General features: G+C 65.3%; 19 protein-coding genes. 15 read left to right on the top strand and 4 right to left on the bottom strand.

Annotated features, from left to right (window positions below):
- Positions 1 to 7: 7 nt before the first annotated feature.
- Positions 8 to 1,234: a M20 aminoacylase family protein gene (locus Q8Q80_RS10620; protein WP_305632879.1), complete on the bottom strand. Its 1,227-nt coding sequence runs from the start codon at positions 1,232 to 1,234 to the stop codon at positions 8 to 10.
- Positions 1,231 to 1,677, bottom strand: a complete 447-nt coding sequence (locus tag Q8Q80_RS10615; RefSeq protein WP_305632878.1) for an MEKHLA domain-containing protein — start codon at positions 1,675 to 1,677, stop codon at positions 1,231 to 1,233. Before Q8Q80_RS10615 ends, Q8Q80_RS10620 begins: the two co-directional genes overlap by 4 nt.
- 24 nt (positions 1,678 to 1,701) lie before the next feature.
- Between Q8Q80_RS10615 and Q8Q80_RS10610 the strand changes: the two genes are divergently transcribed.
- From Q8Q80_RS10610 to Q8Q80_RS10570, 9 genes are all read left to right on the top strand, one after another.
- The gene (locus Q8Q80_RS10610; protein WP_305632877.1) at positions 1,702 to 2,721 is read left to right on the top strand and encodes a ligase-associated DNA damage response exonuclease; all 1,020 of its coding nucleotides are present in this window, start codon (positions 1,702 to 1,704) and stop codon (positions 2,719 to 2,721) included.
- Positions 2,722 to 3,291: 570 nt separating this feature from the next.
- The gene (locus tag Q8Q80_RS10605) at positions 3,292 to 4,842 is read left to right on the top strand and encodes a DUF4331 domain-containing protein (protein WP_305632876.1); all 1,551 of its coding nucleotides are present in this window, start codon (positions 3,292 to 3,294) and stop codon (positions 4,840 to 4,842) included.
- A 74-nt stretch (positions 4,843 to 4,916) separates the two neighbouring features.
- On the top strand, positions 4,917 to 6,206 hold the full coding sequence (locus Q8Q80_RS10600; RefSeq protein ID WP_305632875.1) for a tetratricopeptide repeat protein: 1,290 nt from the start codon (positions 4,917 to 4,919) through the stop codon (positions 6,204 to 6,206).
- A 24-nt stretch (positions 6,207 to 6,230) separates the two neighbouring features.
- On the top strand, positions 6,231 to 6,920 hold the full coding sequence (locus tag Q8Q80_RS10595) for a PEP-CTERM sorting domain-containing protein (RefSeq protein WP_305632874.1): 690 nt from the start codon (positions 6,231 to 6,233) through the stop codon (positions 6,918 to 6,920).
- Between the two features lie 191 nt (positions 6,921 to 7,111).
- Entirely contained in the window at positions 7,112 to 7,987 is an 876-nt protein-coding gene (locus tag Q8Q80_RS10590) for an SdiA-regulated domain-containing protein (RefSeq protein WP_305632873.1), read from the top strand.
- 29 nt (positions 7,988 to 8,016) lie between these two features.
- Positions 8,017 to 8,664: a lamin tail domain-containing protein gene (locus tag Q8Q80_RS10585; RefSeq protein ID WP_305632872.1), complete on the top strand. Its 648-nt coding sequence runs from the start codon at positions 8,017 to 8,019 to the stop codon at positions 8,662 to 8,664.
- Positions 8,665 to 8,780: 116 nt separating this feature from the next.
- Complete coding sequence (locus tag Q8Q80_RS10580; protein ID WP_371132743.1) at positions 8,781 to 10,574, top strand: ATP-dependent DNA ligase; 1,794 nt, start codon at positions 8,781 to 8,783, stop codon at positions 10,572 to 10,574.
- Positions 10,575 to 10,668: 94 nt separating this feature from the next.
- Positions 10,669 to 11,373, top strand: a complete 705-nt coding sequence (locus tag Q8Q80_RS10575; protein WP_305632871.1) for a hypothetical protein — start codon at positions 10,669 to 10,671, stop codon at positions 11,371 to 11,373.
- 34 nt (positions 11,374 to 11,407) lie between these two features.
- On the top strand, positions 11,408 to 12,256 hold the full coding sequence (locus tag Q8Q80_RS10570) for a DUF429 domain-containing protein (RefSeq protein WP_305632870.1): 849 nt from the start codon (positions 11,408 to 11,410) through the stop codon (positions 12,254 to 12,256).
- A 109-nt stretch (positions 12,257 to 12,365) separates the two neighbouring features.
- Here the strand turns inward: Q8Q80_RS10570 and Q8Q80_RS10565 are convergent, their stop codons facing one another.
- Positions 12,366 to 13,268: a LysR family transcriptional regulator gene (locus Q8Q80_RS10565; RefSeq protein WP_305632869.1), complete on the bottom strand. Its 903-nt coding sequence runs from the start codon at positions 13,266 to 13,268 to the stop codon at positions 12,366 to 12,368.
- Between the two features lie 103 nt (positions 13,269 to 13,371).
- Between Q8Q80_RS10565 and Q8Q80_RS10560 the strand changes: the two genes are divergently transcribed.
- The 5 genes from Q8Q80_RS10560 (at position 13,372) to Q8Q80_RS10540 (ending at position 21,331) form a co-directional block, all read left to right on the top strand.
- Positions 13,372 to 13,716, top strand: a complete 345-nt coding sequence (locus Q8Q80_RS10560; protein WP_257078559.1) for an HPF/RaiA family ribosome-associated protein — start codon at positions 13,372 to 13,374, stop codon at positions 13,714 to 13,716.
- Positions 13,717 to 13,735: 19 nt separating this feature from the next.
- Positions 13,736 to 14,431, top strand: coding sequence for a Bax inhibitor-1/YccA family protein (locus Q8Q80_RS10555; protein ID WP_305632868.1), 696 nt, complete (start codon positions 13,736 to 13,738; stop codon positions 14,429 to 14,431).
- Between the two features lie 187 nt (positions 14,432 to 14,618).
- Positions 14,619 to 15,782: a methyl-accepting chemotaxis protein gene (locus tag Q8Q80_RS10550; RefSeq protein WP_305632867.1), complete on the top strand. Its 1,164-nt coding sequence runs from the start codon at positions 14,619 to 14,621 to the stop codon at positions 15,780 to 15,782.
- Positions 15,783 to 15,952: 170 nt separating this feature from the next.
- On the top strand, positions 15,953 to 18,937 hold the full coding sequence (locus Q8Q80_RS10545) for a chemotaxis protein CheB (protein ID WP_305632866.1): 2,985 nt from the start codon (positions 15,953 to 15,955) through the stop codon (positions 18,935 to 18,937).
- A gap of 150 nt (positions 18,938 to 19,087) precedes the next feature.
- On the top strand, positions 19,088 to 21,331 hold the full coding sequence (locus Q8Q80_RS10540) for a bifunctional diguanylate cyclase/phosphodiesterase (RefSeq protein ID WP_305632865.1): 2,244 nt from the start codon (positions 19,088 to 19,090) through the stop codon (positions 21,329 to 21,331).
- 106 nt (positions 21,332 to 21,437) lie between these two features.
- Here the strand turns inward: Q8Q80_RS10540 and htpG are convergent, their stop codons facing one another.
- Positions 21,438 to 23,375 carry a molecular chaperone HtpG gene (gene htpG / locus Q8Q80_RS10535; RefSeq protein ID WP_305632864.1) on the bottom strand — a complete coding sequence of 646 codons (1,938 nt, stop codon included), beginning with the start codon at positions 23,373 to 23,375 and terminating at the stop codon, positions 21,438 to 21,440.
- Between the two features lie 103 nt (positions 23,376 to 23,478).
- Between htpG and Q8Q80_RS10530 the strand changes: the two genes are divergently transcribed.
- Positions 23,479 to 25,170 carry a pseudouridine synthase gene (locus tag Q8Q80_RS10530; RefSeq protein WP_371132742.1) on the top strand — a complete coding sequence of 564 codons (1,692 nt, stop codon included), beginning with the start codon at positions 23,479 to 23,481 and terminating at the stop codon, positions 25,168 to 25,170.
- The last annotated feature ends 56 nt before the right edge of the window (positions 25,171 to 25,226 follow it).

Genomic DNA, 25,226 nt, shown 5'->3' with positions numbered 1-25,226 from the left:
GACGGCCTCACTCCGCCTGCAGGAAGCGCTCGACCAGCCGTGTCCAGTACGCCACGCCGAGCGGAATGACCGCATCGTTGAAGTCGTAGCGCGGGTTGTGCAGCATGCAGCCGCCGCCTTCTTCGTGGCCCGGGCGCGACCCGGCATCCGGTCCGCCGCCGTTGCCGAGCCAGATGTAGCAACCGGGCTTGCATTCGAGCATGTAGGCAAAATCCTCCGCGCCCATGCTGGGCGGGTAGTCGGTGCGCACGCTGGCGTCGCCAAGCAGCTCACGCCCCACGGACGCACAGAAGGCCGCCTCGGCCGAGGTGTTCACGGTCGGCGGATAGCCGCGCCGGTAGCTGACCGCAACCGTCACCCCGTGCGCCGCCGCCACACCTTCCGCGACACGCCGGATGCCCGCTTCGAGCTGGTCGCGCACCTCGGGCGAAAACGCGCGCGCCGTGCCGCGCAGCGTGGCCGACTGCGGAATGACGTTGTAGGCCTCGCCGCCATGGAACTGCGTGATGCTGACCACGCCGCAGTCGACCGGCGACACATTGCGCGACACGATGGACTGCAGCGCCTGCACGATGGCCGCGCCGGCCAGCACCGGGTCGGCGCCCAGATGCGGCATCGCGGCGTGCGCGCCACGACCTTCGATGACGATTTCGATCTCGTCGCTGCTGGCCATGGCCGGCCCGTCATGCACCGCCATTTCCCCGACCGGCAGGCCGGGCCAGTTGTGCAGGCCGAACACCGACTGCATCGGAAAGCGCTCGAACAGGCCGTCGGCGATCATCGCCGCCGCGCCGCCCCTGCCCTCCTCGGCCGGCTGGAAGATGACATTCACCGTGCCGTCGAAACAGCGGGTCGCCGCCAGATATTCGGCCGCCGCCAGCAGCATCGCGGTATGGCCGTCGTGACCGCAGCCGTGCATGCGTCCGGTATGGGTCGAACGATGGGCGAAGGTGTTCTGTTCGGTCATCGGCAGCGCATCCATGTCGGCGCGCAGGCCGATCGCCGCCTTGCCGGGGCCGGCGCGCAGCACGCCGACCACACCGGTGCGGCCGATGCCCTCATGCACTTCGATGCCGGACGCGCGCAGCGTGCGCGCCACGATGGCGGCGGTGCGCGTTTCCTCGTAGGCCAGTTCCGGGTGGGCATGCAGGTCGCGCCGGATCGACGTCCAGCGCGCATGACGCTCGCCCAGTGCCTCGACCAGCGGATGCAGGCTGCTGTCGGCGGGGCTCACTGCAATTCCTCGACTTCGGAAAACATGGCCGCCTGCCCGCAGAACTGGCCGTCGGCATCGAGCACCTTCCACACCGTGGCGTGGCTGATGCGGAAAAGCGTGCCGTCGCGGCGCACCCGCACGCCGCAGTAGTCGCTGATGTAGCCCTGCTGGGTCACCATTTCGAGCAGACGGGCGCGCTCGTCACGTTCCGGCTCGCGCGCGGACAGGCGCGAAGGCAGCGTGACGAATTCGTCCCACGCGTAGCCGAACAGTCGCTGCGCGAACAGGTTGGCGTAATTGAAGACCGGATCCGGCTGGGTGCCGTGCGACACCAGTGCGAAGTGCGCGTTGTACAGCGTGAGCGCATCCGACGGCAGCCGCTGGCCGGTCAGGCGCTCGAAGCTTTCGGCCAGCAGCCGGCTGTGTTCGCGCAGGAACTTGTGATCGGGCATCGCGCTCATGAAGCGAACGATACCATCGCCACCATGCGCCACGACCTCATCATTCTGCGCCCGGAAGGGCTTTACTGCCCTGCCGGCGACTTCTTCATCGATCCCTGGCGACCGGTGGATCGCGCCATCATCACGCATGCCCACGCCGACCATGCGCGCACCGGGCACCGCCGATATCTGGCCAGCGCCGAGGGCGAGCGGGTGCTGCGCGCGCGGCTGGGCGACATCACGCTGCAGACGCTGCCCTGGGGCGAACGCATATATATAGGGGATGCGGCAGTGTCGCTGCACCCGGCCGGTCACGTGCTCGGTTCGGCACAGGTCAGGGTCGAGGTCGCTGGCGAGGTTTGGGTCGCCTCGGGCGACTACAAACTCGAGCCGGACGCGACCTGCACGGCATTCGACCCGGTGCGGGCGCATGCCTTCATCACGGAATCGACCTTCGGTCTGCCGATCTACCGCTGGCCGGCACAGGACGCGCTGTTTGCCGAACTGAACCAGTGGTGGCGCGGCAACGCCGACGCCGGACGCGCCAGCGTGGTGTTCGCCTACGCGTTCGGCAAGTCGCAGCGCATCCTGGCCGGCCTCGATCCGGCGATCGGCCCCCTCGTGTGCCACGGTGCGGTCGAGGCGCTGAACCGCGCCTACCGCGACAGCGGCGTCGCCCTGCCCGCCACCGCCATGGTGTCGGACGGCCTGGACGTTGCGGCGCTTCGCCGTGCTCTGGTGCTTGCACCGCCGTCGGCGCAGTCCACCCCGTGGATGAAGCGCTTCGGCGACTACGCCGACTGTTTCGCGTCAGGCTGGATGCAGGTGCGCGGTGCGCGCCGGCGGCGCGGTGTCGATCGCGGTCTGGTGATGTCTGACCATGCCGACTGGCCGGGGCTGCTGGGTGCCATCGGCGCCACCGGTGCTTCGCGCGTCATCGTCACCCATGGCCATGTCGAGCCGCTGGTGCGCTGGCTGAACGAACACGGTCTTGAAGCCGGCGCCTTCGCGACCGCCTTCGGCCAGGAGGCGGATAAGGGCGTGGCGGAAAACGGACAGACGTAGAGCGGGCCGCGTTCTGCCATCAGGCTTGAGGACGGCGAGCCTCCCCGAACGGATAGCCGCTGAGCACTTCGCGGGTCTTTGGATGGGTTCTGGCGGTCCAAACGCGAGTTGTGTCGCGATCAGGGCAGGTGGGTCATCGACACCTCCGCGAAGGACCTTGCGCTCCAGGACGATGTCTTGAAATTGGTCAGTTCATCGATCGGTGCGATGAAATCGGTGGCTCCAAAACAACAAGTCAAAGATTGAAGGCAGCAATGTTATCCGGTCCGTCCCAGACTGCCAGTCTGTGTAACGCCGGCTGACACCGCCTGCCCGCAACGGTCACGGCTTCTGCATCACGCAGACCTACGAACCGACTGCTCTGGACACCGCATCGGGTGGGCCCGAAAAAATTGACGCATTCGGTGCATCCGGTGTGCAAGTCGGTTCGTATGGAGTGACGGGCGCTACCGCGAGGACAGTCGTCCCACGCACGGAGGAGGTCAACAAAAGAATATCGATCCGCGCCGGCTTGCGCCACTGAGTGGCCAGCACCGGCTTCCATTCACGCTCTGCCCAGGAGAATCCGGCATGTTGCACAAGAAGCTCTATCTGCTCGTTGCGGCGCTGTTCGTCAGCACTGCGTCGTATGCGGCCAATCATCGCGAAGCGCCGATCACCGCACTTGACCACAAGGCCGACATCACCGACGTGTTCGCCTTCCGTAGCTATGACGGGGGCAGCACACCGAAAGTGACGATGATCGTCGGCGTTGACCCACTGCTCGAACCTGCGAACGGCCCGAACTACTTCCCGTTCGATCCGGACATCCTTTACGAAATAAAGGTCGACAACGACCATGACGCCGTGGAGGACATCGGCTTCCAGTTCCGCTTCACGACCGAGCAGCGCCTGCCGACGCTGTTCCAGGGCTACGCCGGCATCGCCGGCGGCGCCCTGGCGCCGGCCAATTCGCCGGCCCCGGTGCCGCCGGGTACCGCGCTGGTGCCGGACCGCATCACCAGTTTCGACTCGGCCGGCCTCGGCACGCGCCAAACCTACACGTTGACAATGGTGCGCTATGACAGTGCGGGCCGTCCGACAACGCGAACGGTCATCGGCTCCGGGCTGTATGCGGTACCTGGCAACATCGGTCCGCGTACGATGAATTACGAAGCGCTGTTCAATGCCGCGACTTACACGCTGGCCAACGAAGTGAAGTCGTTTGCCGGCACAACCGACGACGCCTTCTGGATCGATCTGGGCGGCGCCTTCGATACGCTGAACACACATCGCTTTCCGGTGCTCAGCGCGGCTGAAGATGCATCATCGGAGAACACCGTTGCCGACACGGTATCAGGCTATGCCGTGAATTCGCTGGCGATCGAAATTCCGGTCAGCCTGCTCACGCGCACCGGCCGGATCGAGGCCGCCAACTCGCCGGCTGCCACCATCGGCATCTGGGCGACCACCTCGCGTCCAGGCACCACGGTGCGTCGCTCACCGCTTGCTGCTGCCAACTCCGGCAGCTTCCGTCAGGTTCAGCGCATGGGCAATCCGCTGATCAACGAACTGCTGGTAGGCACCGGCTTCAAGGATCGCTTCAGCATGGACATACCGAAGAACGATGGCCAGTTCGCGAACTTCTTCCTCGATCCGACGCTGGCGCGTGTTGTCAATGCGCTGACCGGCGGCGCCGTGGCTATTCCCGCCGTGCCGCGTGGCGACCTGTTGCCCGTGGTGACCTACGCTGCACCGATCGCCGCCCCCGGCACGCCGGCGGGTCCGGTGGCCGACCTGCTGCGCCTGAATACCGGTGTCGCGCCGACCTCGCCCGAAGTGGCCAGCCGGCTCGGGCTGCTTGGTGGCGATGCAGCCGGCTTCCCGAACGGGCGCCGGGTGTTCGACGACGTGACCGACGTGGCGCTGCGTCTAGTGGTCGGTGGCGTACTTGCAGCGCCGTTTCCCGGCTTCAACCCCGACATTGGTGGTCGTCTGGGCGATGGCGTCAATTCGAACGACACCGCCTACCGCACGACCTTCCCCTACCTGGGCAGTGCGCCGTCCGGGCGTGACCGTCGCCACATCGATCCGGGCGAACCGGGTTGCGGTGGTGCCGTCGGCGGTATTTGCCCCGAGTAAAGCCCGAGGGGCCGGTCATGTCCGCGCACTGCAGAGGTGACCGGCGCTGCCCCCGTCATTCAGCCGAGGAAGACATGAAAACCGTACTGACGACGCTCGCCCTTTGCTGCGCCTGCGCCTTTGCGCCAGCGTACGCCGACGACACACCGGCCGAACGCGCCATCAAGGCTGCCGAAGCCCGCATCGCTACGCTGACCGCAGCCAAGTCGTTGCGCGCCGAGGCGCTCAATGGCTTGGCGCTCGCGCTGGCGCGGCGCGCACGCGAAACCTCGGATACCGATTTCTACGACCGGGCGCATGCGGTGCTCGACCGCGCACAGCAGGTCGAAGCGGACAATCGTGACACGCAGCGCACGCGCATCTGGGTGTGGCTGGGCGAACACGAATTCAGACGTGTCTTCGATGCCGCACTTGCGCTGCACAAGGCCAATCCCGACGATCTGATGACGCTCGCCATGCTGACGGATGCCAGCGTCGAACTGGGTCGCTACGCGGACGCCGAGCGCTATGCTCAATGGCTGCTCGATCTGCGCCCTGGCAATGTCGTCGGGTTGACCCGTGCCGCCTATCTGCGCGAGCTGTTTGGCGACGTCGAGGGCGCCATCGAATTGATGGAACAGGCCTATAACCGCACGCCAAGCGCTGAAACCGAAGACCGTGCCTGGCTGTTGACGCACCTGTCGCACCTGCAAGTCAACGCCGGCCGGCTCGACCAAGCCGAGGCGCTCGTGGAGGGCGCACTGCGTGAATTTCCTGCTTATCACTATGCGCTGGCGCAGCTGTCGGAAGTGCGGCACGCGCAGGGCCGTCACGACGACGCGCTCGTGGCGCGGCGGGCCCACGTGAAGGCCTCGCCACATCCGGAGAACGGTTTTCGGCTGGGTGAAGCGCTGCAGCGGGTCGGTCGCGCCGCCGAGGCAAAAGGGGCCTATTCTGATTTCGAGCGCGCAGCGCTCGCCGAATCGGAAGGGGTTGACAACGCGAACCGCGAACTGGTGCTGTACTGGCTCGATCACTCCGGGCAGCCAGCGAAGGCCTTGTTGCTCGCGCAACGCGAAGCCCAGCGCCGGCAGGACGTCTACACGCTGGATACGCTGGCCTGGGCGCAGTATCGCAACGGTCTGTTCGCCGACGCCCATACGACGATGGCGCGCGTGCTCGCTGTCGGCACACGCGACCCCGGCCTGCTCTATCACGCCGGCCTGATTGCCCGAAAAGCCGGAGACGCCGTCGCGGCGCGCGAACACCTGCAGCAGGCGCTGGCGCGCGCACCCTGGCACGACCTCGCCGCCAGCGCCCGTGAGGCGCTGACCACCCTTCCGACCTCTGCGCAGGCCGCGGTGGCCGGCGCGGCACACCCCTGATCCCTTTTCGAGGAGTTCATCACGATGCAAACCCTGATTGCAGCTTCGCTGCTTGCCCTGACCAGCAGCGCTGCCCTCGCCGCACCGGTTGTCTTTTCGACGGTTGAGTTCAGCACCAGCACGCTCGCTTCGGCCGGCGACGCATTCGACGGCGTCAATGAGCACGTTTCGCCCCCGCTGCCGGGAATTTCAGATGCCAACGCGCTGGGTCTGACCAGCGCTGCGACGGCCTTTGCCTTCGCCGATACCGGCATGCTGGTCGTTACGACATCGGCTGACGGCGCCGGCGAACAGGCGGACGCTGCTGCCACCGCGCGCTTTTTCGGTACCTTGGCCAGCACGACAGGCGGCGCAGTCGAACTTTTCGTCGATTTCGATCATCAGCTTGACGCCACCGGGGACGCTCTCGGTTCGCTGAGCCTGCTGATCAGCGTCACTTCCGGCGCTGGCCTGCTGTTCAATCAGACCTACGACGCGAGCATCGATCTGCGGCTTGGCTTCATGCTGCCGGCCGGCAGCAGCAGCCTCGACCTGACGTTGATCGGCGACGGCAGCGCGTTCGATGGCTCGGCGTTCTCGCTCGGTAGCGTCGGGTTCGACCTGCAGTCCGTCGACTCGCAGACCGTGCCGGAGCCGGGCACACTCGCACTCAGCGCGCTGGCTCTGGCAGGGGCCCTGGGCCTGCGCCGCCGAAATGCCGCGAAGCCCGACTGAACTCGCTCGGCGCAGCCTGTCGGCACGGTTCCTGCGCCGACAGGTTTCATGGCGGATAGTCCGCATGGATCATCCGCCGTCATCAGTTTGCAAAATCCGTACGGCACCGTCCGCGGCTCCCCCATCCGCTCAGGTACCGTTCCATGTTCCGTCGAAGCTGCGCATCCGCCCTCGCCCCTGCACTGGTTTTGATGGCCGCCGGATCCGCTGAGGCGGCCGTCACCCGCCTTGACCTCGCCGACTACCGCCTGGTCGCCACCTATGACCTGCCGTCGGTTCAGGCATCCGAAGCGTCGGCCGTCACCTGGAACTGGGACACCGACACGCTGTTCGTGCTCGGCGACGAAGGCGACTATGTCGTCGAGGTGAACAAGCAGGGTCAGCCGCTCAGTTCGATGAACCTGTTCGGCTTCGACGACACCGAAGGGTTGAGCTATATCGGCAACGGTCAGTTCGTTCTCGTCGAGGAACGGCTGCAGGACGTCTATCGCTTCAGCTACACGGCCGGTGGCGCGATCGGCCGCAACACGTTGCCTTCCGTGTCGGTCGGTCCGACAGTTGGCAATGTGGGGCTGGAAGGCCTGTCATATGACCCGCTCAATGGCCGCTTCATCATCGTGAAGGAAAAGACGCCGCAGGCGGTATATGACGCGGCACTCGATTTCACGACAGGCAGCGCCACCGTGACCGAGCTGGTGCCGCCGGCCAACCCGTTCGTACGCCTGTTCGGCACGCTGGACCTGTCCGACGTGCAGACGCTGACCACTGTCGCGTCGCTGCGCGGCACCGCTGACCAGGACAACCTGCTCATCTACAGCCAGGAAACGCCGCGCCTGATGGAAGTCACGCGTAGCGGCGAGGTACTGAGCCAGTTCGACTTCTCCGCCATCGCCGAAGATGCCGAAGGCGTCACCATCGACGGCAACGGCGTCATCTACATCGTCGGCGAAACCCCGCGCCTGTATGTGCTGGCGCCCACTGCCCCCGTTCCCGAACCCGAAGGCTGGGCGCTGCTGCTGGCCGGTCTCGGCCTGATCGGCGCCACCGCGCGCCGCCGTCTGTCCTGATCCGCTCAATCCAACAAGGAGGTCACACCATGAACAAGCTTCTCGCAGCACTGCTCGTCGCCGGTTTCGCATCGCAGGCCCAGGCCGATGTCCGCATCACCGAATGGATGTATGCAGGCGGCAGCGGCGAATTCATCGAATTCACCAACCTGGGCACCTCGGCGGTCGATTTCACCGGCTGGAGTTATGACGACGACAGCCGGTTGCCCGGCGTGTTCGACCTCAGCGCCTTCGGCCTCGTTGGCGCAGGCGAATCGGTCGTCATCACCGAGATCGATGCAGCGACTTTCCGTCTCGACTGGACGCTGGCCGACAGCGTGAAGGTGCTGGGTGGCTACACCAACAACATCGGCCGCGCCGACGAATTGAACCTGTTCGATGGCGCCGGCTCGCTGGTCGATCGCCTGACCTATGGCGACAACGCTGCTGCCGGTGGCCCGCGCACCCAGAACTTCAGCGGCCGTGCCACGACGGCCGCTGCACTGGGCGCCAACAACGCGACACTGTGGGTGCGGTCGTCGGTCGGCGACATCGAAGGTTCGTATGCCTCACTCAGCGGTGCTGTCGCCAGCCCCGGCATGACGTCGTTCGCCGCACCGGTGCCGGAAGCCGATACCTGGGCCATGTTGCTGGCCGGTCTCGGACTGCTTGGTTTCATGGCCCGTCGCTGCGCCTGATCTTTCTGCGCGCAGCCAGACGCCGGCCGCTGGCCGGCGTTTTTCGTAGACTGATCAACTGTTGCTGCGCCCATCCCAATTGACTTGCTGCCCCGTAGGTTGGGGTGAGCGCAGCGATGCCCAACGATCCCGCTGTGCCCGTCGGCGAGCGCGGCGCGCAGGGCCTCGCGGTCGAACTGCGCGCGCAGCGGCGGGATGGTGCAGCACTGCGGGTCGAAGTGGCCGAACCGCTGCACCGGCACGCCATCAAACCGGTGTCTCCCGGTTACGATGATCCGATGCAGCGTTTCGCCGCCCTCTACCTCTCACTCGACAGCAATACTTCGACCCGCCATCGCGTGCAGGCGATGCAGGACTACTTTGCGCAGGTGCCGGCGAAAGACGCCGCGTGGGCGGTCTACTTCCTCGCTGGCGGCAAGCCACGGCAGGCGGTGGGCACGCGCGTGCTGCGCGAGACCGGCGCCCGCGCGGCCGGCATGCCGGACTGGCTGTTCGACGAATGCTACGAGGCGGTCGGCGATCTGGCGGAAACGCTGGCGCTCATCCTGCCCCCTCCGGGAGCCGTCAGCGACCTGCCGCTGCATCACTGGGTCGGCGTGCTGGGCGCGCTGCGCGCCTCATCCCCCGACGAAAAGCCCGGACAGCTGATCGAAGCCTGGCAAGTGCTGGGCAGCGGCGAGCGCTTCCTGTTCAACAAGCTCATTACCGGCGCGCTGCGCGTCGGCGTGTCGCGCCTGCTGGTGACGCGGGCGCTGGCGGCGTTCGCGCAGGTGCCGGCCGAACTCGTTGCGCAGCGCCTGATCGGCTATCTGGCGGCCGACCCGGCGCGCAGCGGCATGGGCGCGGCGCGCTTCGCCGCGCTGGTGGCGCCCGCGGGCGACGACGAAACCGGCATGCAGCCCTACCCCTTTTTCCTCGCCCATCCGCTGCAGACCGCTCCCGCCGAGTCGCTCGGGGATGCCGCCGACTGGCTCGCTGAGTGGAAATGGGACGGCATCCGCGCCCAGCTCGTGCGCCGTGATGGCCAGGTCGCGCTGTGGTCGCGTGGCGAAGAACTGATCAGCGAGCGCTTTCCGGAGCTGATGGAAGCGGCGGCTGCGCTGCCCGACGGCTGCGTGCTCGACGGCGAAGTGCTCGCCTGGCGTGGCGACGTACCGCTGCCGTTCGCGCAGCTGCAGACCCGCATCACCCGCAAGCGGCTCACGCGCCGCCTGCTCGACGACGTGCCGGCGGTGTTCATGGCGTACGACCTGATCGAGCACGACGGCGCGGACCTGCGTGCCCAGCCGCAATCGGCACGGCGCGCGCGACTGGACGTTCTTCTGGCCGGGCTGGCAACGCCGGTGCTGCGTCTGTCGCCTGTGCTGCGCGGCGACTGGCCGGCGCTGGCCGCCGAGCGGGTTCGCGCCCGCGAGCGCGGCGTCGAGGGCCTGATGCTCAAGCGAGCCGACGCGCCGTACGGCATCGGCCGCACCAAGCTCGACCCGCGCGGCCAGTGGTGGAAATGGAAGATCGACCCGCACACGATCGACGCCGTGCTGATCTACGCCCAGCGCGGCCACGGCCGACGCGCCGGGCTGTACAGCGACTACACCTTTGCCGTCTGGTCGGTTGCAGCCGATGGAACGCGCACCCTGGTGCCGTTCGCCAAGGCCTATTCCGGTCTGTCGGACACCGAAATGCGAGAGGTCGACGCCTTCATCCGCAGCCACACGATCGAACGCTTCGGCCCGGTCTGCTCGGTCACGCCCGAACTGGTGTTCGAACTGGGTTTCGAAGGCATACAGCCATCGCCACGCCACAAGTCCGGCATCGCCGTGCGCTTTCCGCGCATGCTCAGGCGGCGGCTGGACAAGCCTGCGGCGGAGGCGGATACGATTGACGCGCTGCGCGCGCTGATCGGCGTATGACGGAACGAAGCGCGCTGCGTAGCACTTTCGACGTATCGACCGCGGGCGATGATGCATTTATCCTATGCGGAAAAATTGCCCAAGGAGTATTTCCATGCGTACGTTCTTCGTTGCCGTGGGTCTTGTCGGCGCGGGCCTGATGCCGCTGCCCGCACTGTCGTCCGTGTCGGGCAGCCTTGTCTGCAGTGGTGTCATGAACGTGTTCGAGGAAGATTCGACGCATCTGAGCTGCAGCGGAGATCTGTCGCTGAGCGACGCCGTGATCGGTGATCCGCTCAAGGTGGTGATCGAGGCCAGTGGCACGCTGACGATGCGACGTCTGCAGGTCCAGGCGCCGCTGATCGAGCTGACGGCGTCCGCTATCGACGTCGACCGGGTGTCGGTGCTGTCCGGCGACGATATCCGCTTCATCAGCGGCCCGGGCGGTGATTCGTCACTTCCTCCGGCTCCTCAAGCGCCGTCCCCTCATCCGGTTGACTGGAAGGTTTTCAATATCGGCGCCGTGATCGACGGGGGTGCAACTTTTGTTGACCCGCCCCAGATTACGCTGTCCAACCTGATCGTGCGGGAAGGTGCGTCACTCCGGATCGGCGGTCGCGTGGTCCTGATCAACAGTGGTGGCGTGAGCGTCCAGGGTGGCAGCCTCGTCGCCGGCGGCGGGCTCGCCTTGGCCGGGGGCGCGGGCTTGCCTCCGATATTCATCGCCAGCAACGTGCCCGAGCCAGCCGGTGCCCCGCTTCTGGCCGCTGGCCTCGTCGTCGTCGCAGTGCTGCGAAAGATGAAAATGGATTCCCGATAGTCAGTGATCTGCCTGTCCGGCGTATCCTTGGCCAATGAGTACGCTGTACGGCATCGATTTCACCTCTTCCCCGTCGTCGCGAAAACCGGTCACCGTGGCCCGCGGGCACCTCGCCGACGACGGTATCCTGATCCTCGAATCGATCGAGCGACTCCCCGCGTGGAGCGCCTTCGAAGCCTTCCTGATGCGGCCCGGCCCGTGGCTGGGGGCGTTCGACTTTCCTTTCGGTCTGCCGCGCGAATCGGTGCTGGAACACGGCTGGCCGACCGACTGGGCAGGCATGGTGCGTGCCGTGTCGCAGCTTTCCCGTAATGAATTCAAGGCTTTGGCCGATGCCGAGCGTGCGCCGCGACCGGTCGGACAGAAATATACCCACCGTGTGACGGACCGGCCGGCCGGTTCGCACAGTCCGATGAAATTCGTCAATCCGCCGGTCGGCTGGATGTTTCATGAAGGTGCACGCCGCCTGCTCGAGGCCGGCGTGCATCTGCCGGGCATGCATGGCGGAGACGGTTCGCGCGTGGCGCTGGAGGCCTACCCGGGCTGGCTGGCGCGCAGCATCGTGTCCACCTCGTACAAGAGTGAATCGGCCGCCGGGCAGACCCGCGCCCGCCTGGCCAGCCGCATGCTGATCATCGAAGCCTTGCAGCGCGGTGCACATCCGCTCGGTGTGGCTTTGCGTTGTGACGACGTCGCACTGTTCGATGCGATGGCCACCGACGGCACCGGCGACCTGCTCGACTGCGTGCTCTGCCTGGTCGAAGCGGCCTGGGCCTGGACACGGCGCGATGCCGGCTACGGGTTGCCACTGCAGATCGATCCGGTGGAGGGGTGGATTGTCGGCGTGCAGCCGGCCAGTGTGCCGGACGGACGGCAGCACTGAACCGTTTCGTCCTGGCGTAGATGGCGGTTTGTCCAGCTGAAGTTGGCCTGCCGTTTCCCGATCGGCGACGGCGCGCGCTCAACTTTCGCATCGCGGACAGGGTCCGCTCCTACGACAGACCGGTACGATCCGATTCTTGCTGGCCGAGCACCTTCTGCACCAGCGGATGCTGCACGCGGCGTTCTGCGGAAATGGCATAGAAGTGCTCGACCACTTCGTCGCAGCGACCGAGCAGCTGCAGGCCGCGCTGGGTGGTGAGTTCGTCGTGCGACCACTCGGTCGCCGGAAATGCACCCAGACCGCTTTCGCCGAAGGTGGCCAGCAACGCGCTGTCCTCGAATTCGCCGGCCACGCGCGGGCGCAGGTTCTTGCGGTCGAACCAGTCGTCGATGCGGGCACGCACCGCTGCGTGGCGGCTCGGCAGCAGCAGCGGCATCTGGTCGAGACAGGCTGGAAACGCCGCATCGGACAAGGCGCGCAGTGCGGGCGCGGCGTACCACATCAGTGCGGCCTCGCCGAGCGCATGGCTGTACACCTTCAGATTCGGATTGACCGGCGCCGGGCGGTCGGCCAGTACCACGTCCAGCCGGTGCAGCGCGAGATCGGCCAGCAGGTCGTCGAATTCCCCCTCGCTGCACAGCAGATGCAGACCTTCGGTGTCGGTCGCAGGCAACAGCAGATGGCGCGCAACCGGCTTCGGCAGACCGTCGGAGATGCCGACCGACAGACGCACGCCCTGTGACGACGCGGCTTCACGCACCGCCAGCGGCAGCTGTTCGCCCAGCTGGAAGATCTGCTCTGCGTAGCGCAGCGCCGCAACGCCGGCGGCGGTCAGTTCGACACTGCGGCCCGATGGCTTGAACAGCGCATGGCCGAGCGCCGCTTCCAGCGTGTGGATCTGCGTGCTGACGGTCTGCACCGCCATGTCGAGACGCTCGGCTGCGCGCGCGATGCCGCCTTCCTTCGTCGCGACCCAGAAGTAATACAGGTGACGGTAATTGAGCACAGGCACACCTGAGTTCTAAAAATACGAAGTCAAGGTACTACAAAGGTGTGTTTAAAGGAACTCCATCGGCGCGTAAGGTAAGCACTCGTTCATCCACAGGAGGACTGTCATGCAAGTCATCGTCGAATCACGAAGTGCCGAAGCAAGTGCCCTGCGCAGCGTGGCCGAAAACCGGCTGCGCGTGGTGCTGCGGCGTCTTGCCTGGCGTATCCCGAAGGCGCGGGTCAGCCTGTCCGATCTGAATGGGCCGAAAGGTGGCGAGGACAAGCACGTACAGGTCGAACTGAGGCTGACCGGCGCCCGTCCCGTCGTCGTGTCCGCGACCGGACGCAACTGGCGCAAGGCGATCGATACCGCGCTCGCCAGGGCGAGCCAGCGCGTGGTTCGCACCATGCGCCGCGCCCGTCAGGCGACCACGATGGCGGCACCTCAGCCCGAATTTGAAGCAATCTGAATCTACAGGAGATATCCATATGGAACTGCGATCGAAACGCGGCGCCGACATCACGACGCTGCCTTATGAAGAGGTCGGCTCGACGCTGGCCGATGCGCCGCGCAAGGTGTTGCGCAATACCTACATGCTGCTCGGCATCAATCTGGCCTTCAGCGCGCTGATCGCCGGTACCGCTGCGGCGATGGCGTGGCCGGCGCCGGGCATCCTGCTGACGCTGGCCGGCTTTTTCGGCCTGCTGTTCGCCATCAGCCGTTTCCGCGACAGCGGCGTCGGCGTGCTGCTCACGTTCGCGCTGACCGGCTTCATGGGCTACACCATCGGCCCGCTGTTGTCGTCGGTCATCGCGCTGCCGGGCGGCGGCCAGATCGTGACGATGGCGCTCGGCGCCACGGCCGGTGTTTTCCTTGCGATGTCGACGTGGGCCAGCGTCACCAAGCGCGATCTGAGCGGAATGGGTGGCTTCCTGTTCATCGGCATGGTGGTGGCGATCCTGGCCGGTCTGGGCGCGATCTTCTTCCAGATACCGGCGCTGTCGCTGACGGTGTCTGCGGCGGTGGTGCTGCTGATGGCCGGCATGATCGCCTTTGAAACCCAGCGCATCGTGCGCGGCGGCGAGACGAATTACGTCATGGCCACAACCGGCCTGTTCGTGTCGATCTTCAACCTCTTCACATCCCTGCTGCAGCTGTTCGGCTTCATGAGCAGCAGCGACTAGTCTTTCAGCCGGACATTCCCCTTATCCGCGCGCGGCTTGTCCGCCCGCGGATTTTTTTCGTCCGCACCGCGCTGACACGGCCATTTGGCAGGGCTGACCTCAAGCTGACCTGCGGATCATCCGTAATCAGAAGTTCGGGACAGCTGCGCGGGCCGTCGTTCGCCATGTCGTCGTGCAGGGGAAAGACATGCTTAAGAATTTGAGCGTGAAAAAGGCATTCACGTTGTTCGGCGCGTCGTCGGCGCTGATCTGCTGCGCAGCCTTCAACATGGTTTCGGGTGGTGGCAACTGGCCGGTGCAGATCGGCGTGTCATTGCTGTTGCTGACGGGCGGCGCGCTGACCGGCCACTTCATGGGCCGCTTCTACGGCGCGCGGGCGGAAATCATCGTCGGCGGCCTGCATGCGCTGGCCGAGGGGCGGCTCGACCACCGGATCAATCTCGACGGCAAGGACGATTTTGCCTGGCTGGGCTACGAATACAATGCGGCGCGCAAGGCGGTCAAGCAGCTGGTCGAACGGCTGCAGGCGCTGTCGACCACGCTTACCGGATCGGCGGTGGAACTGTCGCATGCGTCGGGCGATGCACGCGTAACGGTCACGCGTCAGCTCGATTCGATCCGCGCGGTGGGCAGTGCAATCGCACAGATGAGCGGCAAGATCCAGGATGTGGAGTCGCTGGCACACGAAGCCAGCGCCCTGTCGCAGGCGGCGGGTGCGGCATCGCAGTCGGGCAAGCGGACACTTGAAGGCGCGCTGGACAGCGTGCATGCGGCATCCGGCAAGATGGCCGATTCGCTCACCGTGATCGAACGGCTGGTGGATGACTCACGCGCCATCAACCGTATCAACGAACTGATCAAGGAACTGTCGGACCAGACCAATCTGCTGGCGCTCAATGCGGCCATCGAAGCGGCACGCGCCGGCGAACAGGGACGCGGCTTTGCGGTGGTGGCCGACGAAGTCCGCAAGCTGGCGCAGCGCAGTCAGGCCTCGTCGAACGACATCAGCGAACTGGTGGTGCGCATCCGCGACGATGCGGAAGAGACGATCACCCTGGTGCGCGGCTCGAATGACGAAGTGACGGTGGCGACGCAGAACACCGCCGCCGCGGTGAGCGAGTTCGACGGCATCCTGCAGCGACTGCAGGCACTGTCCGGCAAGTCGGCGACCATCAGCAGCAGCCTCGGTGCACAGAACGCGTCAGTCGGTGAAATCGTGCGCAATACCGAATTGCTGTTTTCGCTGTCCGAACAGAACGCGAATGTGGCCGAAGAAACCGCCCGTCAGGGCACCGAACTGGCCAGTTCCGCGCAGAACCTGCAGGAGGCGGTGCAAGTGTTCCGCGTCTGAGCCCGGACAGGCAACCACCCGCTGGCGCCGGTTGCAACGCGACGTCGGCAACGACGGCTGAAGCCGATCGGACTCCTGACCGACGAGAGGCGAACAAAACGGTCCCGGCGCAGCTACATTACCCTCCCTGACAGCGTGCAGAGGCGCTGCAACGCGGTGACGGGACAACAATGAACGACAAGCAGGGCAGCAGCGCGGCGCAGCGTCGTTCGCGCGAGACCGCATCGGCGCCTGATCGACCGACCGCCATCGTGGCAGCGTCGCCACTCGCCATCGTTGCACTCGGCGGCTCGGCCGGCGGGCTCGACGCCTACGAAACCTTTTTTCGCAACGTGCCGGCGGTCAGCGGCCTGGGCTTCGTGCTGGTGCCGCATCTCGATCCCGGCCATGCAAGCATGCTCACGGAAATTCTTCAGCGCTACACGAGCCTGCGAGTCGTCGAGGCACAGGATGGCGTGATCGTCGTGCCCGATACGCTTTATATCGTTCCACCCAACCGCGACATGACGATCTCGAAAGGCGCCCTGTACCTGACGCTGCCGCTTGCGCCGCGCGGGCAGCGCATGCCGATCGATGCCTTTTTCCGTTCGCTCGCCGAAGACCAGGGCGAGCTCGCGGTCGGCATCATTCTTTCCGGAACGGGTACTGACGGCACGCTCGGCATGCGCGCCATACGCGCAGCGGGCGGCATCACGCTGGTGCAGGAGCCGGCCGATGCCAGATACGACGGCATGCCCCTGAGCGCCATTCAGTCCGGCTATGCGATGCATGTGCTGCCGGTCGAAAAGATGCCCCCGCTGCTGTGTGCCGACCTGCCGAAGCGGCTCGAAGGGTCCGGAGTCCCAACGAATACAGGTCACGTCGAGCCATTGCACAAGGGCGGCATCGATCGCCTGCTGACCCTGCTTCGCTCCGCCACCGGCCACGATTTTTCGCTGTACAAGAAAAGCACGATAGGCCGCCGCATCGAGCGACGCATGGCGCAGCACGATCTCGCCGGCATCGATCTGTACACGCGTTACCTGAAGGAACACCCCGAAGAGGCGCGGGCGTTGTTCAAGGAACTGCTGATCAACGTCACGCGCTTCTTCCGTGATCGCGAAGCCTTCGATGTTCTCCGGCAGGACATCTTTCCGCTGCTGTTCGCCGGCAAGCCCGAAGACTACGTGTTGCGCATCTGGGTGGCTGCCTGCTCGACCGGCGAAGAGGCGTATTCCATCGCCATGGTGCTGCGTGAATTCATGGACGACACGCAGCAGCAGATGAAGGTCCAGTTCTATGGCACGGATCTGGACGACGACGCGATCGCAGTCGCTCGCGCCGGTCTGTATCCGCCGAACATTGCAGCCGATATCACGCCTGAACGGCTGCACCGCTTCTTCGGCAAGGAGGACGGCGGTTACCGGGTCAAACAGGAAGTTCGTGAAATGATCGTGTTCGCTTCGCAGAACGCGATCAAGGATCCTCCGTTCACCCGGCTCGACATGCTCAGTTGCCGCAATCTGATGATCTATCTCGAGCCGGAACTGCAGAATCGGCTGATCGGCTCCTTTCATTACGCGCTCAAGCCGGGCGGCGTCCTGTTCCTGTCGCCAGCGGAAAGCACCGGTAAACACCCGGAGCTTTTTTCGGCCATCAACCGCAAGTGGAAATTCTATCGGGCAGTCCATTCGGTACTGCCGACGCGGCTCATGCTGAACGGTCACCCGGCATCGACCGTGGCGACCGGCAGCAGGGATATCGGAGAAACGACAAAAGTGGCGGTCAAGTCGGCAAATTTCTCGGATTTCACGCGACGCGCGCTGCTGCAGGCGTATGCGCCAGCGTCGGTGTTGACCGACCCGAAGGGCGACATCCTTTTCGTGCATGGTGAAACCGGTCGGTATTTGAGGCCGGCGCCGGGACAGGCCTCGCTGAACGTGGTCGACATGGCACGCGAAGGACTGCAGATCGAACTGCGCAACGCGCTGCAGGCTGGCGTGGCGCAGGGTCAGGCAACGCTGGGCCGGGAGGTCTCCATCGGCACGGACGGCAGCGACGCGCAGAAGGCGAAACTCAGCGTGCGCCCGCTGGCGGGTCCGGAAAGCGGCCAGGCGCTGCTGCTCATCAGCTTCGAGGAATTCGTCGAGCCGGCATTGCCGAAGGGCCGGCGCAAGCTGCGCGTCGAAGGATCTCCGGAACTGCAGCGCATCGGAGAACTGGAGCGCGACCTCGCCTACACGCGGGACAACCTGCAGGCGACCATCGAGGAGAAGCAGGCGTCGAACGCGGAACTGAAATCCGCAAACGAAGAACTGCAGTCCACCAACGAGGAACTGCAGTCCACCAACGAAGAACTCGAAACGTCGAAGGAAGAACTGCAGTCGGTCAACGAGGAGCTGATTTCGGTCAATACCGAACTTCAGGCCAAGATCGAACAGCTCGCAAGCATGCAGGACGACATGAAAAATCTGCTCGACAACATCAATGTCGGCACCGTCTTTCTCGACCAGCAGCTCGCGATTCGCCGCTATACCCGCGAGGCGGTACATATCTACCGGCTGGTCGCGACCGATGTCGGGCGACCGCTGACGGACATCAAATCAGATCTGACGGAAGAACTCGACGTCGCTGTGCAGACGGTGCTCGACACGCTGGTGCCGTTCGAGCGCGAAGTGCGCACCGGTGCGGGTGCCATCTATCTTGCCCGGATCCAGCCCTACCGCACGCTGGACAATGTGATCGAGGGCGTGGTGCTGACCTTCAACGACATCAGCAAGCGCATCGAGGCGGAAGCTGCCGAACACAAGGCCCGTCAGCTGGCCGAGAGCATCGTCGATACCGTACCCGAACCGCTGGTCGTGCTCGACGCGGATATGCGGGTGGTGTCGGCCAGCCGCTCCTTCTACCAACGCTTCGGTACCGATGCGGACGATACCCTGGGGCGTTCGCTCTACGAACTGGGCCAAGGTCGATGGAACGTGCCCGCGCTGCGCGAATTGCTTGAAAACCTGCTGCTGCGCGACCACATGATGAAGGACCTGGCGATCGATATCGACATCCCTGCAAGAGGTCATCGCCGGATCACGCTCAATGCCCGTCGGGTTGTCGGCGAAAGCGGGCAGCCACCACTCATCCTGCTGGCGATGGGAGCGACCCCGTCCGGCGATGGATGAGCGGCCAACGTACGGCGCGCGCGGGCCATTTTGCGTTCTGGCACTGTTGCCAGGCTGATCGCGGGCGATACTTCACCCGACCCGAATGGTAGCTCCGGAGCAGTCCCGTAGCCGTCTGGTGCCCACGAAACCCCGATGAGGCGGTTGCTGATGCCTGTAAAACTCGCTGTCGAAGTGTGCGCCGATCTGCGCACGGCCGCCGAAGCCAGGCTCGCGCTCGCACGGCCGTATGTGGCGCCCCGACGCCCTGCAGACGAACTGCTGCACGAATTGCAGGTGCACCAGATCGAGCTCGAAATGCAGAACGAAGCCCTCGCCCAGACCCAGATTGCACTGGAGGAATCGCGCGACAGATACCTTGATCTGTACGAACTCGCCCCGATTGGCTACATGACGCTGACCCGCGATGACCAGATCGCCGCCATCAACCTGACCGGCGCCACGCTGCTCGGCGAGGAACGCAGCAAGCTGTTGCGGCGGCGTTTCGCACGCTTCATCGTCGCCGAAGATCGCGATTTCTGGCATCGGCACTTCATGCGGGCCTTCAGACAAGACGGCAGCACGACCTGCGAACTGACCTTGCAGCGCAGCGACGGCACTTTTTTCGACGCCTGCCTCGATTGTCTGCGCAGCAGCAGCGACGACGCCTCGACGCCTCAATTGCGGGTTGCCATCAGCGACATCACCGCGCGCCGCAAACGCAACGAAGAGGAACGCCGCATCGCGGCCATCGCCTTCGAGTCGCAGGAAGGCATGATGGTGACCGATCCGTCCGGCGTGATCATCCGGGTCAACAATGCCTTCACGCAGCTGACCGGTTACGCCGCAGACGAGGCCATCGGCCGCACGCCGAACATCCTTGCTTCAGGGCGACAGAGCAGCGATTTCTATCGGCAGATGTGGGACACGCTCAAAGCCTGCGGCTACTGGCAGGGCCGGCTGTGGAATCGCCACAAGAATGGCGAACTGTTTGCCGAATGGCTCACCATTTCCGCGGTGAAGAGCCCGGAAGGACAGACGACGCATTATGTCGGCGCCTTTTCGGAAATCACTCGTCACCTCGAAGCCGAAACCGAAATCCACAGGCTGGCCTATTTCGATCCGCTCACTCACCTGCCGAACCGCCGCCTGCTGCTCGACCGCATCGCCCAGGCGATGGCCGGCAGCGCCCGCAGCAACGCATCCGGCGCCCTGCTTTTTCTCGATCTGGACCACTTCAAGGCGCTGAACGACACCCGGGGTCACGACGTGGGCGACCAGCTGTTGCTGCAGGCGGCGCAGCGCATCCAGCAGAATGTGCGCGAAGGCGATACCGTTGCGCGGCTGGGCGGAGACGAATTCGTGGTAATGCTGCTCAATCTGAGCACGGACGCGCACGAGGCCGCAGCGCAAACCAGACTGGTCGGTGAAAAGATACGCGAGGCGCTGTCGAAACCCTACGCGCTGGACGGCGGCGACTTTCATTGCACGAGCAGCATCGGAATCGCGATGTTCCGCCACCACGAAATCGCGGTGGACGCGCTGTTGAAGAACGCCGACCTCGCGATGTACGAAGCCAAGAATACCGGCCGGAATTCGCTGCGCTTTTTCGACCCCGCGATGCAGACGGCGCTCGAAGCGCGCAGCGCGCTCGAAGCCGATCTGCGCCTCGCCGTCAGCCGCGGACAGCTGCAAGCCCTCTATCAACCGCAACTGGACGATGCGGAACGCGTGGTCGGCGCCGAAGCGCTGCTGCGCTGGCAGCACCCGACGCGCGGCCTGGTGCCACCCGTCGATTTCATTCCACTGGCCGAGGCGACGGATCTGATCCGGCCGCTCGGCCGCTGGATGCTGGAGGCTGCCTGTCGGCAGATCCGTGATTGGTCAGCGTCGGACGCTACTCGTCATGTGATCGTTGCCGTCAATATCGGCGCACGCCAGTTTCACCAGAATGACTTTGTCGATGATCTGGCGTCGATCATCCGGGAGACCGGCGCCGATCCGGCCCGCCTCATGCTGGAACTGACCGAAAGTCTGGTCATCAAGGACATCGAAAACACCATCCTGCGCATGCAGCAGATCAAGGCGCTGGGTGTTGCGCTGTCGCTGGATGACTTCGGCACCGGCTTCTCGTCACTGTCTTGCCTCAAGCGCCTGCCGCTCGATCAGTTCAAGGTCGACCAGGCGTTCGTGCGCGACGTTGCCAGCGATGGGGAGGATGAAGCCATCGTGCGCGCCGTCGTCATGATGGGGCAGATACTTGGCCTCGAGGTGATCGCCGAGGGGGTGGAGACGACCGCGCAACGGGACCGCCTCCGTGAATACGGTTGTCTGCGATACCAGGGCTATCTGTTCGCGTCGCCGCTCGCCCCGGGTGAATTCGAGCGCTTCGCGCGCGCGCAGGCAGGCGGCTGACCCCAGGCGCGCAGCAAGCGGCCACCATCGACGCCGGCGGGAAGAAAAAAGGGCGCTTCATGCTGAAGCGCCCTTTTCACATCGCCGGCCGTCGCGTGATCGCGTGTCAGCCCGGTGCGCGTTCGCCGCTCATCGCCAGCATGAGCTGGTTCATGCGGCGTACGAACGTGGCCGGATCTTCCAGTGCGCCGCCTTCGGCCAGCAGGGCCTGATCGAACAGCACCGCGGCCCAGTCATCGAAATGCGCGTCTTCGTTGCGCAAGCGCTGCACCACCGGGTGCTGCGGGTTGATTTCGAGCGTCGGCTTGGACGCCGGCGCATCGCGACCGGCCGACTTCAGGATGCGCGCCAGATTGCCGCCGATCTCGAATTCGTCCGACACCAGGCAGGCTGGCGAATCGGTCAGGCGATGCGTGATGCGCACCTCCTTCACCTGTTCGGCAAGCGTCGCCTGCAGGCGCTCGACCAGCGGCTTGAATTCGCCCTCGTCGCGTTCGCGTGCCTGCTTCTCGGCTTCATCTTCCATCGCGCCCAGATCCAGTCCGCCCTTGGCGACCGACACCATCGGACGGCCTTCGAACTCGGTCATGTTGCCGACCACCCACTCGTCGATGTGCTCGTGCATCAGCAGCACTTCGATGCCCTTCTTGCGGAACACTTCCAGGTGCGGGCTGTTCTTTGCCGCCTTGAACGACTCGGCGGTGACGTAATAGATCTTGCTCTGGCCGTCCTTCATGCGCGACAGGTAGTCGGCCAGCGACACCGACTGCTCGTCGGTATCGAGATGCGTGGACGCGAAGCGCAGCAGTTTGGCGACGCGCTCGCGGTTGGCCGTGTCTTCGCCCACGCCTTCCTTGAACACATTGCCGAAGGCCTGCCAGAAGGTGGTGAATTTCTCCTTCTGCGCCGGGTCTTCGTTGTCGGCCAGGTCTTCCAGCACCGACAGGATCTTCTTCGTGCAGCCGGAGCGGATGGTGTCGATGTCGCGCCCCTCCTGCAGGATTTCGCGCGACACGTTCAGCGGCAGGTCGGCCGAATCGACCACGCCGCGCACGAAGCGCAGATAGCCCGGCAGCAGCTTGTCGGCGTCGTCCATGATGAACACGCGGCGCACGTACAGCTTCAGGCCGTGCTTGGTCTTGCGGTCCCACATGTCGAATGGCGCGCGAGCCGGGATGAACAGCAGCTGGGTGTATTCGTGCCGCCCTTCGACACGCGCGTGCGACCAGGCCAGCGGCGCCTCGAAGTCGTGGCTGACGTGCTTGTAGAACTCCTGGTACTGCTCGTCGGTGATGTCCGACTTCGAGCGGGTCCACAGCGCATTGGCCTGATTGACCGTTTCGTCCTCGTCGGTCGTGATCTGCTCGCCCTCTTTCCACTCTTCCTTCTTCATCACGACCGGCTGCAGGATGTGGTCGGAGTATTCGCGGATGATGTGGCGCAGCTTGAAACCGGACAGCAGTTCGTCCTGGTCCTCGCGCAGGTGCAGCACGATTTCGGTGCCGCGCGCCTCGCGCTTGATCTGTTCGACGGTGTATTCGCCCGCCGTGTCACCGGTCATCGAGCACGACCAGCGCACGCCGTCGGTGGTCGGCAGCCCGGCGCGGCGCGTGGTGACCGTGACGGTGTCGGCGACGATGAAGGCGGAGTAGAAGCCGACGCCGAACTGGCCGATCAGGTTGGCGTCCTTCTTCTGGTCGCCGGTCAGGCTGGAAAAGAATTCCTTGGTGCCGCTGCGGGCGATCGTGCCGAGATGGGAAATCGCCTCGTCGCGCGACATGCCGATGCCGTTGTCGGTGATCGTGATGGTGCGGGCGACCTTGTCGAAGGCGACGCGGATCTTCAGGTCGGAGTCGGATTCGAGCAGGGCCGGATCCGCAATCGCTTCGAAACGCAGCTTGTCGCAGGCGTCCGACGCATTGCTGACCAGTTCGCGCAGGAAAATGTCGCGGTTGCTGTAAAGCGAATGGATCATCAGATGAAGCAGTTGCTTCACCTCGGCCTGGAAATTCATGGTCTGGGCGGCGGTGGCGGTTTCCGACATGGCGACTCCGTGATAAGAAATGACAACCGCGGAAGATTGAGACTTCCCCCCGACATTTCAAGTCCCCGCTATGCTGTGCGGTCCACAGATTGTTGACTTCACGATGACCACTCGTCCGAAACTGGGTTTGCCGAGCAAATCCGACAGCCCGACCGCCTCGGACCGCGATCCGGCCCGCAAGCCGGTGCGCAACAGCACCGCCAAGTCCCGGACATTGAGCCGCAATACCACCCAGGTCGCGCCCCCCGCCAAGACGCCGCGCGGCCGTGACGCCGCGCCGCGCCGTGACATGGGTGATCGGCCACCCCGCAAGGATTTTTCCGATCGTCCGCCACGTAGCGATCGTGGCGAGCGCCCGGCCCGTGCGCCCGGTGCCGCCGACGCACAGAAGCGCCCGTGGACGCCGCGTCCCGAGCGCGACAGCCGTCCGCCACGTGCCGAAGGTGGCGAACGCGCGCCGCGCGGCAATTTCGCCGATCGCCCGCCGCGTAACGATCGCGGTGAGCGCCCGGCCCGTGCGCCCGGTGCCGACGACGCCCCGAAGCGCCCATGGACGCCGCGCCCCGAGCGCGACAGCCGTCCGCCGCGTGCCGAAGGCGGCGAACGCGCGCCACGCGGCAATTTCGCCGATCGTCCGCCGCGCACCGATCGCGGTGAGCGCCCGGCCCGTGCGCCCGGTGCCGACGACGCACAGAAGCGTCCGTGGACACCGCGTCCCGAGCGCGACAGCCGTCCGCCGCGCCCAGAAGGCGGCGAACGCGCGCCGCGCGGCAACTTCGCCGATCGTCCGCCACGTACCGATCGCGGCGAGCGCCCGGCCCGTGCGCCCGGTGCCGACGACGCACAGAAGCGTCCGTGGACGCCGCGCCCCGAGCGCGACAGCCGTCCGCCGCGTGCCGAAGGCAGCGAGCGCGCGCGCAGCGCGAAGCCTGCCGCCGCGCCGCTGCGCCCGGCCAAGCCGTGGGAAGAGCGCGACATGGACAAGAAAGGTCGCGTGAAGGCCGTGCCGGCCGAAGAAGGCGATGACCATCCGAAGGACGGCATCCGCGTGTCGCGCTGGCTGGCCGACCGCGGTGCGGCATCGCGTCGGGAAGCGGACGACTGGATCGTGCGCGGCTGGGTGACGGTCGATGGCGAAGTCGCCGTGCTGGGCCAGCGCGTGCTGTCGCACCAGAAGGTCGAAGTGAACAAGGAAGCGCGGGCCGACCAGGCGCTGCGCGTCACCGTGCTGATGCACAAGCCGGTCGGTTTCGTCAGCGGCCAGGCGGAAGACGGCCACGAGCCGGCCAGCGTGCTGTTCGTGCCGGAAAACCAGTGGATGGGCGACAAGTCGGGGCAGACCTTCAATCGCAACCATCTGCGCGGTCTGGCACCGGCCGGCCGGCTGGACATCGATTCGCACGGTCTGCTGGTGCTGACCCAGGACGGACGCGTTGCCCGCGTACTGATCGGCGAGGATTCGACAATCGAGAAGGAATACCTGGTGCGCGTGCGTCCGGCGAAATCCTTCGGCGAAGGCCCGCTGTCGGAAACCTTCCCCGCCGAATCCATGGCACTGCTCAATCACGGCCTTGAACTGGATGACCAGCCGCTCAAGCCGGCCAAGGTGAGCTGGCAGAACGAGGAACAGATGCGCTTCGTGCTGCGCGAAGGCAAGAAGCGGCAGATCCGCCGCATGTGCGACGCGGTCGGCCTCGAAGTGGTCGCGCTCAAGCGCGTGCGCATCGGCCGCATTCCGCTCGCCGACCTGCCGGTCGGCAAGTGGCGCTACCTGCGCAACGACGAAGCGTTCTGAGCGTCGGCAGCCTGTCACCAAGATGTAGACGAACTGCATTCTTCATGTAACGCCTC

This window comes from Methyloversatilis sp. (assembly GCF_030698125.1).
GTDB lineage: Bacteria > Pseudomonadota > Gammaproteobacteria > Burkholderiales > Rhodocyclaceae > Methyloversatilis.
This window is presented reverse-complemented; position numbering and strand designations above follow the sequence as displayed.

Coding starts and splice junctions, on each gene's coding strand:
- Q8Q80_RS10615 (WP_305632878.1), bottom strand. CDS start 1,677: ATGAGCGCGATGCCCGATCACAAGTTCCTGCGCGAACACAGCCGGCTG.
- Q8Q80_RS10610 (WP_305632877.1), top strand. CDS start 1,702: ATGCGCCACGACCTCATCATTCTGCGCCCGGAAGGGCTTTACTGCCCT.
- Q8Q80_RS10605 (WP_305632876.1), top strand. CDS start 3,292: ATGTTGCACAAGAAGCTCTATCTGCTCGTTGCGGCGCTGTTCGTCAGC.
- Q8Q80_RS10600 (WP_305632875.1), top strand. CDS start 4,917: ATGAAAACCGTACTGACGACGCTCGCCCTTTGCTGCGCCTGCGCCTTT.
- Q8Q80_RS10595 (WP_305632874.1), top strand. CDS start 6,231: ATGCAAACCCTGATTGCAGCTTCGCTGCTTGCCCTGACCAGCAGCGCT.
- Q8Q80_RS10590 (WP_305632873.1), top strand. CDS start 7,112: ATGGCCGCCGGATCCGCTGAGGCGGCCGTCACCCGCCTTGACCTCGCC.
- Q8Q80_RS10585 (WP_305632872.1), top strand. CDS start 8,017: ATGAACAAGCTTCTCGCAGCACTGCTCGTCGCCGGTTTCGCATCGCAG.
- Q8Q80_RS10580 (WP_371132743.1), top strand. CDS start 8,781: ATGCCCAACGATCCCGCTGTGCCCGTCGGCGAGCGCGGCGCGCAGGGC.
- Q8Q80_RS10575 (WP_305632871.1), top strand. CDS start 10,669: ATGCGTACGTTCTTCGTTGCCGTGGGTCTTGTCGGCGCGGGCCTGATG.
- Q8Q80_RS10570 (WP_305632870.1), top strand. CDS start 11,408: ATGAGTACGCTGTACGGCATCGATTTCACCTCTTCCCCGTCGTCGCGA.
- Q8Q80_RS10560 (WP_257078559.1), top strand. CDS start 13,372: ATGCAAGTCATCGTCGAATCACGAAGTGCCGAAGCAAGTGCCCTGCGC.
- Q8Q80_RS10555 (WP_305632868.1), top strand. CDS start 13,736: ATGGAACTGCGATCGAAACGCGGCGCCGACATCACGACGCTGCCTTAT.
- Q8Q80_RS10550 (WP_305632867.1), top strand. CDS start 14,619: ATGCTTAAGAATTTGAGCGTGAAAAAGGCATTCACGTTGTTCGGCGCG.
- Q8Q80_RS10545 (WP_305632866.1), top strand. CDS start 15,953: ATGAACGACAAGCAGGGCAGCAGCGCGGCGCAGCGTCGTTCGCGCGAG.
- Q8Q80_RS10540 (WP_305632865.1), top strand. CDS start 19,088: ATGCCTGTAAAACTCGCTGTCGAAGTGTGCGCCGATCTGCGCACGGCC.
- htpG (WP_305632864.1), bottom strand. CDS start 23,375: ATGTCGGAAACCGCCACCGCCGCCCAGACCATGAATTTCCAGGCCGAG.
- Q8Q80_RS10530 (WP_371132742.1), top strand. CDS start 23,479: ATGACCACTCGTCCGAAACTGGGTTTGCCGAGCAAATCCGACAGCCCG.